11 protein-coding genes are annotated in these 13,648 nt (G+C 36.3%); 1 reads left to right on the forward strand and 10 read right to left on the reverse strand.

The features are described from left to right. Positions 1-13: 13 nt before the first annotated feature. The 4 genes from ACJJVI_RS07740 to ACJJVI_RS07755 form a co-directional block, all read right to left on the reverse strand. The gene (locus tag ACJJVI_RS07740) at positions 14-688 is read right to left on the reverse strand and encodes a M24 family metallopeptidase (RefSeq protein WP_405351301.1); all 675 of its coding nucleotides are present in this window, start codon (positions 686-688) and stop codon (positions 14-16) included. Continuing rightward, positions 685-969 (reverse strand): hypothetical protein, encoded by a 285-nt coding sequence (locus tag ACJJVI_RS07745; protein ID WP_405351303.1) that lies wholly within the window; start codon positions 967-969, stop codon positions 685-687. The genes ACJJVI_RS07740 and ACJJVI_RS07745 overlap by 4 nt, the downstream gene beginning before the upstream one ends. Positions 970-1,081: 112 nt before the next feature. After that, positions 1,082-2,434, reverse strand: coding sequence for a UDP-N-acetylmuramate--L-alanine ligase (murC, locus tag ACJJVI_RS07750; protein ID WP_405351305.1), 1,353 nt, complete (start codon positions 2,432-2,434; stop codon positions 1,082-1,084). Between the two features lie 74 nt (positions 2,435-2,508). Then, a complete protein-coding gene (locus tag ACJJVI_RS07755; protein WP_317290748.1) occupies positions 2,509-3,267 on the reverse strand; it encodes a tetratricopeptide repeat protein in 759 nt (252 codons plus the stop codon). A gap of 142 nt (positions 3,268-3,409) precedes the next feature. Here ACJJVI_RS07755 and ACJJVI_RS07760 point away from each other — a divergent pair, with 142 nt between their 5' ends. Continuing rightward, positions 3,410-9,973, forward strand: coding sequence for an MG2 domain-containing protein (locus tag ACJJVI_RS07760; protein WP_405351307.1), 6,564 nt, complete (start codon positions 3,410-3,412; stop codon positions 9,971-9,973). A 232-nt stretch (positions 9,974-10,205) separates the two neighbouring features. Here the strand turns inward: ACJJVI_RS07760 and ACJJVI_RS07765 are convergent, their stop codons facing one another. The 6 genes from ACJJVI_RS07765 to ACJJVI_RS07790 are packed head-to-tail and all read right to left on the reverse strand — an operon-like array spanning position 10,206 to position 13,628. Continuing rightward, the gene (locus ACJJVI_RS07765; protein ID WP_152556230.1) at positions 10,206-10,853 is read right to left on the reverse strand and encodes a hypothetical protein; all 648 of its coding nucleotides are present in this window, start codon (positions 10,851-10,853) and stop codon (positions 10,206-10,208) included. Positions 10,854-10,865: 12 nt separating this feature from the next. Continuing rightward, positions 10,866-11,633 (reverse strand): M48 family metalloprotease, encoded by a 768-nt coding sequence (locus tag ACJJVI_RS07770; RefSeq protein WP_036582405.1) that lies wholly within the window; start codon positions 11,631-11,633, stop codon positions 10,866-10,868. Positions 11,634-11,688: 55 nt separating this feature from the next. Further along, positions 11,689-12,375 carry a M15 family metallopeptidase gene (locus ACJJVI_RS07775; RefSeq protein WP_405351309.1) on the reverse strand — a complete coding sequence of 229 codons (687 nt, stop codon included), beginning with the start codon at positions 12,373-12,375 and terminating at the stop codon, positions 11,689-11,691. Next, positions 12,372-12,830 carry a GNAT family N-acetyltransferase gene (locus tag ACJJVI_RS07780; protein WP_235183331.1) on the reverse strand — a complete coding sequence of 153 codons (459 nt, stop codon included), beginning with the start codon at positions 12,828-12,830 and terminating at the stop codon, positions 12,372-12,374. Before ACJJVI_RS07780 ends, ACJJVI_RS07775 begins: the two co-directional genes overlap by 4 nt. After that, complete coding sequence (locus ACJJVI_RS07785) at positions 12,811-13,347, reverse strand: GNAT family N-acetyltransferase (RefSeq protein ID WP_405351311.1); 537 nt, start codon at positions 13,345-13,347, stop codon at positions 12,811-12,813. The genes ACJJVI_RS07780 and ACJJVI_RS07785 overlap by 20 nt, the downstream gene beginning before the upstream one ends. Next, the gene (locus ACJJVI_RS07790; protein ID WP_036582396.1) at positions 13,344-13,628 is read right to left on the reverse strand and encodes a GNAT family N-acetyltransferase; all 285 of its coding nucleotides are present in this window, start codon (positions 13,626-13,628) and stop codon (positions 13,344-13,346) included. Before ACJJVI_RS07790 ends, ACJJVI_RS07785 begins: the two co-directional genes overlap by 4 nt. Positions 13,629-13,648: the final 20 nt, after the last annotated feature.

Consider the following 13,648-nt stretch of genomic DNA (forward strand, 5'->3'; position numbering starts at 1 on the left):
TAAATTCATCGTTCTAAACCAACAATTGCTCAAAAAATCCACCAATTTCTCTAGCTCTATCTACAAAGTGAATTTCTAGAATCCATTCTCTTTTATTACCGTTTCCATCGGGTGCAAAAAGATTTTTATTATTCTCGGGATGGATATAATTGAGTTTGTTCTCGCTTTCTAGATTCTCATGCGGGAAATGACCGATTAAATGACCGGCGATAGGACCACCAAATTCCCAGCCATATTCCGTCGCTTTTTGAACGCAATAATCATAAAAAGCCGCACCAGTCAGATCAGTTTGTGAGAAGTAGTAATCTCTACATTCTTGCCAGGCGGTTTCTATGTCTTTTTTTAATTTTATTTTCAGTGGATCGGTTCCTATCACATAAGTACGTCCGTAGTCTGCTTCCCATTCTTCCAGTATCGGGCCGAAGTCTAAAAAAACAATGTCATCTTCCTGAATTCGTAAATCTGCTGGGTTCTCGTCATAGGGATGTAAAGTGTTTGCTCCAGCTCTGACGATGCGTTTGTGCCAGTATTTTTTAATCCCAAATAGCTCATCGGCAAGTTGAAATACTTCAGTGTTTATTTCTTTTTCGGTTTTACCAGCCACAATGATACTTCTGTTTTCTATTTCTTGAAACAGTTGTGCTGCTTTAGATTCGGCAGCGATGAGGTTTTTTAAAACTTCGTTCATTTTTTAAAATACTTTTTGAATAAAAATGCCATGAATACAACCGTTAACCAAGTTGAACAACAATCTAGCAATAGATTCTTTAAATTCCAACCAGCGTTAGGAATAGAATGGTCATCTAACCGGAACTCGTAATAGTAAGTAAAAGGAAAACCAATAGTAAACTCTTGACTTAAGTCTATATCACCTAATGGAGAGTGAATATCATTAAACAATGTAAAAAATGAGATGCTGAAGAAAATCAACAAAGAAAGTAACGTATAAACTATTAGACTCTTAATCATTATTGCTTTTTTGTGATTTTTACGACAATGCTACCAAATCTCATAGTCAATTTAAATGATCATGTAGAGTTCGATAAATGGCACAACTGACTGTAGGCTAAAAGTTTAAGCGTTATAATACATTTTTTAACTCCTCAAAGTCCAATCCGCCATAATTACCACTGCTCATCATTAAAACCGCTGTGTTATTAAAATCCTGACTGAATAACCATTTTTTAAAGTCGGTTGGATCTGTTTTTACGATAAGGTCATCTCTATCAAAAGATTCAAAAATTTGTTGCTCACTAATAGGTTCTAGTTTCTTAATCTCCACCGCATGTGGACTGTAAAACACCACAGCAACATCTGCTGCATCGAGTGTGTTTTTATACTGAGCTAGAAATTCGGGATTCAAACTAGAATAGGTATGTAGTTCTAGACAAGCGATAAGCTTGCGTTCTGAATATTGATTATGAACCGCTCTGGTAGTAGCTTCTACTTTACTTGGTGAGTGCGCAAAATCTTTATAAATCACGCAGTTCTCATTTTGAGCTACTTTTTCTAAACGTTTTGAAGCGCCTTTAAAAGAAGCGATCGCCTCATAGAAATCATCTTCATCTATTCCCATGTGCTGGCAAATCCATTTTGCACCTGCGAGATTAGAAAGATTATGCTTTCCAAAAATCTCTATAGGCATATCACCTTCTGGTGTTTCTAGGTAAGTCGTTCCATTAATGATGGAATGAGCAGGAATAGAGTAGGCGTGTTTGCGAGTAGGTTTGGTCGCTGCCTCCGCAATCGTTTTTACGGCTTCGTCGTCCTCGTTGTAAACAAGGATACTTCCATCTCGCATACATTCTACAAATTCTGAAAACTGACTTAAGTAATTTTCCCAAGTTGGAAATACATTAATGTGATCCCACGCAATTCCAGAGATCAGAGCAATATTAGGCTGGTATAAATGAAATTTAGGTCTACGATCTATAGGACTTGATAAATACTCATCACCTTCTAGAATCATAAATTCATTATCATCTGTAAGATGCACCATGGTTTCAAAACCTTCTAATTGTGCACCTACCATATAATCTACCTCACGATCGTGATAATGCATCACGTGCAGTATCATAGAAGTAATCGTTGTTTTTCCATGAGAACCACCTATAACAACACGTGTTTTATTTTTAGACTGTTCATATAAATACTCTGGATAGCTATATATTTTTAAACATAGTTCTTGAGCCTTCAATAACTCAGGATTATCGGCTTTTGCATGCATGCCTAAAATGACCGCATCTAGGTCAGCATTAATGTTCTCTGAATTCCATCCCATATGTTCTGGTAGTAAACCGTATTTGTCCAATCTGGATTTACTAGGTTCAAAAATGGTATCGTCACTACCAGTAACCTGGTAACCTTTATGATGTAACGCAAGAGCGAGATTGTGCATGGCACTGCCGCCTATTGCGATAAAATGTACGCGCATAATAAGTAACTTTATAAGACGTAAAGCTACTAATAAAAGGCTGGAATGACTAAGGAATGGAGTGCTTTATGAGCTTAATCACCTACTAGATCATGATCTTTCTTAAGTCTAGAGATTTCTTCTAACAAACTGGATTCTTTGTGAGCTGCATACGCATCCTGTAATGTGATCAAAGCCTTGAGATACTCTTTAGTCTTTTTCTCATAAAGTGAGGCCAGTTTTTTATAAGTGGTAAGAGAACCACCTATTTCTATGGCTTTTTTATAACATTTCTCTGCAGCGCGATATTCTTTATCATACTCTTCAATATAACCTTGGGCTAGATGACCATCTACTGGTGATATTTTTAAAAGCTCATCGGCATATTTACGACTGGTTCTTAAGGATCCACCTACGATTCCAGGCAACTCACAATATAATTGCACCAGTGCCCATCTAGCCTCTACATGATTAGGGTCTAAGCTAGCCGCTTTTTTAAGATGAAATTTAATATCGTCCAGATAACCTAGCGCCTCAAGTTTTGAACTTTCTTTAGCGTGCAAACCTAATGTACCACCATATAAAAAATGGTAATCTGGATTAGAGTCATCTAGATCTAATAATCTTTTATAGTATGGAAATGCTTTTTTATAACGTTGAGCATGTGATTCAATATCGCCTAGTCTGCGCAATATTATGGGGTCTTTTTTGTTGTCTTGCAGTAAGGATTTATATATGGGCTTTGCGGCTTCATATTGCTCAGAGTTGAATAATGATTCCGCTTTCGCGAAAGCGTCCTGACTCCAACCCATTGCACTGCACAACAGTAATATGATAAAAAACATTTTTTTCATGCTCTAAATTTATCAAAAAGTGAGCCAATGCCATCAATAGAGTTGTTAAAAAGGATTTCCCTAATTCAAAAGGCTATTTCCCTCATTATAGATTGTAGAATGGTATGAACTATGTGTAGATTTATACAAGAATTAAAGAATTATGAGACCTAACCACTATATCACTGCTGTTTTAATATTGTTTGCGATGCAACAAGGTATTGCACAAAATTTTTATATCGATAAATGGCGCGAGGTAGAGCAATTTGAATTACAAGATAGAATTGAAGATGCTACTCAAGTAGTAGATGAAATTTATAAATATGCTAGACGTAAAAATGATCATGATCAATATATCAAGGTTTTCTTATTCAAATCAAAATACCAATTGATTAACGAGGAAGAAGCGCAGTATAAAATTATCGCTGAGCTGGATAAAATGATCGTAAAAGCTCAATTCCCTAATAAGAATATTTATAACGGAATAAGAGCTAAATTATTAGATGATTATGCTCGTGCAAATCAATGGAAAATTAGACAAAGAACAGCAGTAGGGAATGATGATGTAGATTTTAAAACATGGGATGCAACACGTTTTTATAGCGAGATTCATAATAGCTATCAGGCTTCTCTAGATCAGCCAGAGAAATTAGTTAAGATTCCGCTTAGTGATTACAGCGCTATCATAGGACCTATGGCGCCAGCACGTTTTCTAAGACCTAGTTTACTGGACATATTATCGCACCAGGCTTTAAACTTTTATAAAAGCGGCTATTTCAATCTTACAAAACCCAAAGAAGAGTTTATAATAACTAAAGAAAATGCTTTTCTCAACACAGCACATTTATTGAAGTTAAAACGGCCAGCTGGAGATACCGTTTTTTCAAAATATGATGTGATGCAGCAGTATGCACATCTAGAAGCCATGCATTTAAAATCAAACAATGACGCTGCTTTTATTCATGTCATTACTGATCGATTATGGTATGCACAAAATCAGCTAGGAAATTATCAGGTTTATGAAGATTATGAAAAACAACTGCAAAGTATAATAACGTCTTATGATGCTAATCCAGCTGTTACTGAGGCTTATTATTATCTAGCTTTATATCATCAAAATCTAAGTAATCAGGTAGGTGAAGAACAGCAGTATAGTCATAGACAGAAAGCTATTCAATTAGTTAATAAAGCTATTGATTTATATCCTAAATCCTATGGAGCTGCGTTGTGCGAGCAATTGAAAAATCAGATGTATCAATCGAGCATCAATGTTCAGGTAGAAAATTTAATTATTCCCAACAGGCCACATCGTGGAGTAGTCAATTATAGGAATGTAGAACAGATTGATTTATACTACATTAAAGTCTCTGTGGATGAAGATTTGAAGGATTTGCGATTTGCAGACAGTTTATATCAACAGTTTATCGATAAAGCAATTGATTCTCAAAATTTAGCTCATAAAGAATCTATTCAACTACCTAAAGGCGACGACACTTTTAACCACACCTATGAATATGTTGCACCAGCCATTGAAAAAGGTCGTTATGTGGTGATGGCAAAAGCCGATAAAGCTGATGAAGTGAAATATGCACATACTTTTATAACAGTGACTAATCTGACTTTGTTTAAAAAAGATAGCGGACTAGGAACAGCATTACTTGTAAAAGATAGAACTACCGGTAAGCCTATAGAAGGAGCTGTTATTCAAGTAACTTATAATAAAAAATCAAGGGATTTTAAATCAGATTGTGACGGCATAGCGATGTATAATATAAAAAGCATTAGAGGTCGTCAAGAAGTTTTAATTAGCAATAATGGAGATAGTTTATCAACAAACTACTATGGATATTATCGTGATAAAAATGATGTAGCTGTAGATCAAGAAATTTTTGATGTAAAGACATTTACTTATCTAGATCGAGCGATTTATAGACCAGGACAAACGGTTTATTTTAAAGCGATTCTATTAAAGAAAAAAGAAAGTGATAAGCAATCGAGTGTTGTCTCAAATGAACTTCTAGAAATCTATGCCGAAGATGTCAATGGGACAGAGATTTATAGAACTAAGTTAAAGACTAATGAGTTTGGTAGTATTCATGGATCTTTTGAAATTCCTAAAGATGTACTTACCGGAGAGTTTACTCTATATATTGACGAGCCTGATGAAGAAACGGCTTTTTACAATACAGTAAATGATTGGGAAGATGGTGAAATCTACTTTAAAGTAGAGGAATATAAACGTCCTACTTTTGAAGTAGATTTTAACGAAATCACTGAAACTTATAAGTTGGGTGATAGTGTTACGGTTTCTGGATTTGGGAAAGCCTTTTTGGGTAGTAATGTAACTAACGCAACAGTAACCTATAAAGTAATAAGAAGCTATAATTATGCAAGATGGCGCAGTGGTTATTACGGGAATAGTGAAAAAGTGATTTTACAAGGAGAAACCACCACAGATGCAGATGGAGTTTTTAAAATAAAATTCCTAGCCGAAAACGATAAAGATGCCGACTCAGAATATCAACCGCTGTACACCTATAAAATAGAAGCAGATCTTACTGATCTTAACGGAGAAACTAGAAGTGCTAGCACAACCATGCGAGTTGGAACAAATGCTATTCAAATAGCTTCTCAATTGCCTTATCAATTTACAACAGAAAAAAACACTTTAAAGGTAGGCGTTAAAAACTTGAACGGTCAGTTTGTTAATGGTAAACTTATCGTGGAATTACGCAAGCAACCGCAAGCATCTCATGTTATAATAGCTTCAGGATTACCGCAAGCCGAGTTTCAAGAAATAGAAAACACGACGTTCCGCAAAACATTCCCATATGCCGAATTGAGAAAAGATGAAATAGAAACCGACTGGAAAAAAGCACCTATTATATTTAGAAAAGAGCTCACTACAGATTCGTTAACAACTGTAGAGCTTCCAATAACAGAGAACTGGGATAATGGTGCTTATTATGTTTACATAAAAGCTGTAGAATCGGATCAAAGTTTTGATAATGAAGATGATGTAATAGACTCTAGAACAGAAAAGACAATTTGGGCAAATTTAGAGCAGCCATTAAAACCTGAAATTATTTCTGTATATAGTGACTACACAGAGGAAGCCGCTATTTTTAATGCCTTTACTTCCATGAACGGTGTTTATGCAACACTTACCTTATGGACGGATAAAGAGTTGATAGAAGAAAAACTCATTTTCCTTAAAAAAGGAAAAACAGAATTAAAATATCCATGGTCTCAAATTAACGGAAAGCAAATAAGTATTCAATTACAAGTTCAAAAAGAAAATGGATTTGAACAAACTAATACGGCTACAGTCGAAAAACCAGTAGATCCAGTAGCTCAGTATCAAATCAAAACACAAAGCTTTAGAAATAAATTACAACCTGGTGGCGAAGAAACTTGGTCATTTACCATAAAAGATGATAATCAAATTCCAATGCAGGCTGAGGTGCTAGCGAGTATGTATGATAAGAGTCTGGATGAGTTTGCAACGGCAAATTGGAATGCGCCATTTATTAGAAATAATCAGTATTCTTTTTCTCCTAGTCTTTATCAAAACACTTCTTATAATAGATCTCAATCGCTCTATGTTCAGTTTCCTAGAAATAATAATTACAATAGCTCTTTATGTTATGATTCATTTAATTTTTTTGGATTAAGTTTTAATAATTTTTATCGCAACTATAATTATTATAAAGAAACTACTAGAAGAAAATTTAAAAAACTGGAGGCTAAAAAGGGTTTTATCACGGGTCAAGTTATGGATACCACTGGCGAGCCTGTTTTAGGAGCTACCATATTAATTAAGGGTTCTGGACGTGCTGTAACTACTGACTTTGACGGTGTGTTTTCTATCCAAGCTATTCCAGAAGATGTATTAGCGTTTTCGTTTGCTGGGTACACTCCTCAAGAAATTACAGTGGGAAGTCAGGAAGTTGTCAATGTTGTTATGAAAGAAAGTTTAAATGCAGTAATTGTAACGGCATATGGAACAGCAATGATGTCTAGTGAAATGATTCAAAATGAGCCTGTTGGTGATTTTGAGATGATTATAGATGGCAAAGCTCCAGGATTATTAGTAAATGCAGGTTCAGGTCAACCTGGTGTAGCTGCCAAAGTAAGAATAAGAGGAACTGTAAGTATAGATGGTGCAAATGATCCACTATACATTGTAGATGGTGAAGTAGTTACAGGTGGGGAATTTGCAAAAATGAATGCTAACAGTTTCAATTCGGTTAGTGTTTTAAAAGATGCACAAGCCACTGCTCTTTACGGTAGTAGAGCTGCGGCTGGTGTTATAGTTATTTCTACTAAGGATGGAGTCACTTCAAATGATTTGATTCTACGAGAAATGAATTTAAATAATGTTCAAGCCCGCAAAAACCTTCAAGAAACCGCTTTCTTTTTTCCTGAATTAAGAACTGATGAAAAGGGGAATTTAAAATTCTCATTCACTTCACCAGAGGCATTAACCCAATGGAAACTACGACTACTAGCGCACGATAAAAAAGGAAAAACAGCACAATTGGAACAACTAGTGGTGACTCAAAAGGAACTCAACGTTATACCTAATGCACCACGTTTTTTAAGAGAAACGGACACCATACGTTTCTCTGCAAAAATCGCAAATCTGTCAGACGCTGCTATGGATGGAACAGCGCGACTGCAGCTCTTCGACGCCATGACTATGAAAGCGATTGATGTAGAATTAGGCAACGTAAATAACAACAGAGATTTTACCATAGAAAAAGATGGCAACACCTCAGTAAACTGGACTTTTAGAATTCCGCTAGGGACGCAAGCGGTGACGTATCGAGTGGTGGCTGCTGCAGGAAACTTTTCTGATGGAGAAGAAAATACATTGCCGGTACTATCTAACCGCATGCTGGTGAGTGAGTCGAGAGCGCTTTGGGTACGTGCTGGTGAAACTAAAACTGCTGTTATGGATAATTTGCTCAACAGCGATTCTGGTACGATGGCACATCATCAAATGGTGTTTGAATACACTTCTAACCCGTCATGGTATGCGATTAAATCATTGCCGTATTTAATGGAATATGAACATGAATGTGCAGAGCAAACTTTTTCTCTTTACTATGCAAACGCTATGGCACATCATATTTTAACGAGTAATCCTAAGGTAAAAACCGTTTTTGATAGTTGGGCACAAAACGGCACCAATGTAAGTGCGCTTGAGAAAAATGAGGAGTTAAAAACAGTGATGTTATCGCACACGCCATGGCTGCGTGATGCACAAAGTGAAGCGCAAAAACAACAGCGAATCGCCACATTATTTGATCTGGCCGAAACTGCCAAACAGAAAAAGAAAACACTTGCAAAATTAGAAAAGCTACAAGGTGATTCTGGTGGTTTCCCATGGTTTAATGGTGGATATACTAATGAGTATATCACGCGTCACATTGCCGCTGGATTAGGTCACATGAAAAAATTAGGTATTAAAAATGATGACACGCCACAGACCGATCGCATGTATAAAAATGCGATAGATGCACTGGATACAGAGTGGAAAAAAAGATTCAATCGCTATCTAGAAAGCCATCAAACACTTAAAGATTATAGTTATGGAAATGCGTTTTGGCATTATCAGTATGCGAGAAGTTTTGATGTTTCTATTACAGAAAACAGTGACGAAGTATTAGAGAAGGCTATGGAGTACGCTTTCGCGAAAGCGGAAAAATCATATTCCTCACAGCCACTATATACTAAGTTGCTTATGGCCATCACACTGCATCGCAATGGTAAGACCAAACTAGCCAGCTCCATCATGGAAGGATTGAAACAAACTGCCGTTAAAAGCGATGAAAATGGAATGTTCTGGAAAGAAAATAAAAATAGCTGGTACTGGTACAGTAGCGATATCGAAACGCAAGCTCTTGCCATAGAAGCATTTCAAGAAGTCACCGCCGATTTAAATAGTGTCGAAGAACTTAAAATATGGTTACTTAAAAATAAAAGAACTAACCAGTGGAAATCCACAAAAGCAACTGCCGATGCTACATATGCATTATTGCTACAAGGTGGAAAATGGCTGGACGTAGAAGAAAATAATAAAATCACATGGGGAAATAAACCATTGCCAGTAGATAAGATGAAAGCAGTAGAGAAAGAAGCCGGAACTGGTTACTTTAAAATCACCATGAATGCCCCTGAGGTTTATAAGGAATTGGGAACGGTAACGGTAAAAAACAAGAGTGATGTAACAGGTTATGGTGCGCTTTACTGGCAGTATTTTGAGGATCTAGATAAGATTAAAGTAGATGATGATTTGCCATTATCTGTAAAGAAAAAACTATTCAAAAAAGTAATGACCGATAGTGGTGAGAAACTAGAAGAAATAACTAGTGAAGAGCCATTGACAATAGGCGATTTAATAACAGTAAGACTCATTATAAAAACAAATGCTGATATGGATTTTGTCCATTTAAAAGACATGCGTGCCAGTGGTTTTGAACCTGTAGATGTGATTTCAAAATATAAATGGCAAGATGGATTAGGCTATTATCAAAGCACTAAAGATGTAGCAACGCATTTCTTTTTAGATCAGATGAATAAAGGAACTTATGTTTTTGAATACGACGTGCGAGCCAGCAATGCTGGACAATTTTCTAATGGTATTACACAACTAGAATGTATGTATGCTCCAGAATTCTCAAGTCACAGTGAAGGAATGAGAGTGAAGATAGAGGAGTAGGTATTGTATTTGAATTCAGACTCGAATAGGGTAAAAATGTCAGACTGAGCTTGTAGAACTGTATTTTTTGAAAGGTAATTCTAACTGGAATGTAGAACCATTCCAATATCCTAAATGGCGAGGTTACCTTAGATTGAAGTAGAGTTTAAAACATTAATTTCAGTCGAGAACAATTTTATATTTGATTGTAACTTTTAAAGCTCATTAATGGTTGAACTTTTTTTCGGATCACTTAAGCTACCTCTTCATCTAGCCTCATAGGCTCTGTAGTAATAGGACTTATCGTAGGGTAGTAGTTACGCTTGTAGTGTTCGCGTTCATCTTCGCCCAGTTTTTTAATGACTTGATTCCCTAGGTTTTTAGTAACTAGTATTTCCTCTTGATTAGGGAAATGTGGGAACTTTACTTTCCAGCCTAGTATTTTTTTAGATTTACGTTTAATGTATTCCTGAGGAGTGAATTGCTCATGGTATGCATGTATAAACTCATGACCTAGAAGAGAAGCGCTGGAAACTCTACCTGTATTATGTTTAGACCACGGTTTTCTTAAGTTTTTACGAAACATTGCTCCGTCAGTATCAAAAAAAGTTATCGTATCTGTTGATGGGCTATAAGTGTTTTTTTCTCCGTCACGTATGGTGATGCTTTTTCCGTGTCGCTGGATAAACTCTTCTAAAATGTTGACTGTTTTGCCATCATTAAATTCTACTTCTAGTGCTTTAGTTTCATACAGAAAGTCCAATGTCATCATGCAATTATTGTAAAACAATGTTGCATTAGCATCTAGTTGACGATTTGGATAATAGTGATATGGCGAGGTGTGCCACTGCTTTCCATCGTTCCATAAAATTTTAATATTGCTTTCTAACATGATACTCATAAATGCTATGTATTATTTCCCGTATTTACGGATGGCTTCTTTAATGCGTTCAACACGGTTTTCTGGATCTGGATGCGTGCTTTGAAACTCTGGAGCACGATTGGGTCCAGCGGCATTTTTTAAAATTTCCATGACACCTATCATTTCATAAGGGTCATAACCGGCGTCTATCATCATTTTAACACCTAGATCATCACTCTGTAATTCGTCATCACGACCATATTTCATGGTTAACATTTGAGCGATAGAGGCTGCTGCCTCGCCGCCGCCATCTGTCCCAACACTTACGCCAGTGATAACGCCTTGTGCCAGTCCTTGCTGGCTCATACGCTCTGCACTATGTCTTGCTATGACGTGACCTATTTCATGTCCCATAACGCCTGCGAGTTGATCTTCATTTTCTAGCTGACTATAAAGAGCTGCAGTAATGAAACACTGTCCACCAGGTAATGCAAATGCGTTTATTGTTCTGTCATCTGCGAGGAGATGAAAATCATACTGATAATCAGTATTTCTACCTATGCTGCTATTGACTAATTTTTTACCTACACGATCTAGTTGAGCTTGTGCATTTTGATCTGGATGCAAGCCGCCGTATTCAGCAATCATACTAGGAGCAGCACTTAATCCCATGGCGATTTCTTGGTCTGTGCTCAAGTCTACATATTGGGTTTCGCCAGTGAAGTTGTTCGTTTCTGCACTTGAGCAATATTTAAGAACAGCAAAAGCAACAATGGCTAGTCCTATAAATAATCTGATTTTTCCTGATCCGCCTCTCATGATGGTTAGTTTTATAACATGCCTAAATTAGAAAAAAAATAACGGAATCATTTTTTTATTGAAGTGAAGGATTCACTCCTTTAATGTGTTCGTTATAATACCTTAATAAACGTTCATCGCTTATTTTTTCCATCCCTAGAATGTCTTGACTTCTTAAAAAGATCAAGAAGTCGGTTTCTGAAAGGTATTCTTTGAGCAACTTACGCGAAAGCGGTGCATAGCTATAATGCCATGGTTCATACTTAAAACCTGTTCGATTTTCATTTAGTGTATAGACCAGTTCAAAACCATAGGTGGCTGCGTGTTGTTCCATCCAATCTTTCATTTTACAAAAAGGTCCTTCTCCGTGGAATTTATTGGGTACTAGTACATCACCGCTGTATGAAGCGCCTTGATCTATAATATCCATGTCTGTTCCCCAGTGATGTCTACTCGTTCCTGGAACGGTTGAATATTCTACGATTTTATCAAATATAGCATCTGGAGCAAGGCCTTGAGCGGCATATTTTTTATATTTTCTATTCCAGATTTGCCGCTGTCTATTAAAACTGCGATAGCCAGAGACGATTTTTAGATCGATACCATCTTTAAGTGCAGCGGCTCGCATTTTATTGAACGCACTTTGTGCATTTGACTCTAGCACATTCTCAACATTTGTAGTTTGTCCAGTAAGTTGCTGAGTGCTTATTTGCGCAGTAGTGCTTGCAAAGATGAATAAAAAGAATATGGTTGTTAATTTCATAATGCTTTATACATTTTATAATGGATACCTACTGTAGCAATTTCAAATGGTTCACTTACTATTTGATATCCTTTTTTCTTATAAAAAGATACGGCGCTTTCACGAGCGTTGAACCATAATGCGAGCACATTTTTATTCTTCAGCATTTCTTCGGCATGATTAATTAGTTGACTACCTAGTTGTTGACCTTGAATTTCTGCCTTTATCGCCATTCCTCTTAATTGATAGCACTGTTGATGTTCTAGCGAAATTAATTCTTCAATATTAAGATCTTTATTCATTAAAAATGTTGCAACGCCATGGAGTCGTTCTTCTACAAAGATGCCTAAATGAATGGTCGTATTTAAATCATCGCCCTCAAAATAACAATCTGTTATAGGTCTACCAGCTCTTAAGACTGGATGACGTACTGGATAAGTCTCAATACCAGAAATATTACGAATTTCTAAATTCATCATTTGTGATTTTATAGCATCGCGCAGGTTTAACTCCAGACCATAAAAATCGATGGTCTAACTTCATTTTTAATCGTTGTGCTACTTTTTGTGAACCATAATTATGCTCATGTATATGAGCTTCAACAACTTTTAAATGATGATCTTCAAACGCGTGTTGTAATACGCGTCTAGTCGATTCTGTTGCATATCCTTTACCCCAATATTTTTTCATAAAACGATAGCCGGTATCCACAAAGTCGCCGTCTACATGATATTTTAGTCCCGTCCAGCCTATAAATACATCATCTTCCTTACGTATCACAGCCAGTCTACCCATATGATATTTTCTAATCTGACCTTGAGGATTATAACTGTAGTCTATAGCAAATTTGCGTGCGTCTTCTACATCTTTAAAAGGTATGTCACCTGTGTAGCGCATGACCTCTTCATCATCATTAAGTTCAAATAAATAGGGTGCATCAGACTCTTCAAAAGGCCTTAGAATTAATCGATCTGTTTCAAATCTTAGTATCATACACGAGTATCACTCCAGTCACTATGTCTGTCAAAAACAACTTCGGCAAATGGACATAATGGATTGATTTTTAAGTTTTCCGCTTTCGCGAAAGTATAACTTGCTTCTATCAATTTACTACCTAAACCATTACCTTCCATACTTGGGTTAACTTCAGTATGATCAATGGTCATGATTTGATTTTCTAAGGTGTAAGTTAGTTCAGCAACAGTGTTGCCGTCCTTCTTCATGTAAAAGATTCCTCTTTTATCGTTCTGTTTATGTTGAATAGGAAAGTCCATTATTTTTATTTTAAAATTAC

It is taken from the genome of Nonlabens sp. Asnod3-H03, from assembly GCF_045063665.1.
Classification (GTDB): Bacteria; Bacteroidota; Bacteroidia; order Flavobacteriales; family Flavobacteriaceae; genus Nonlabens; species Nonlabens ulvanivorans.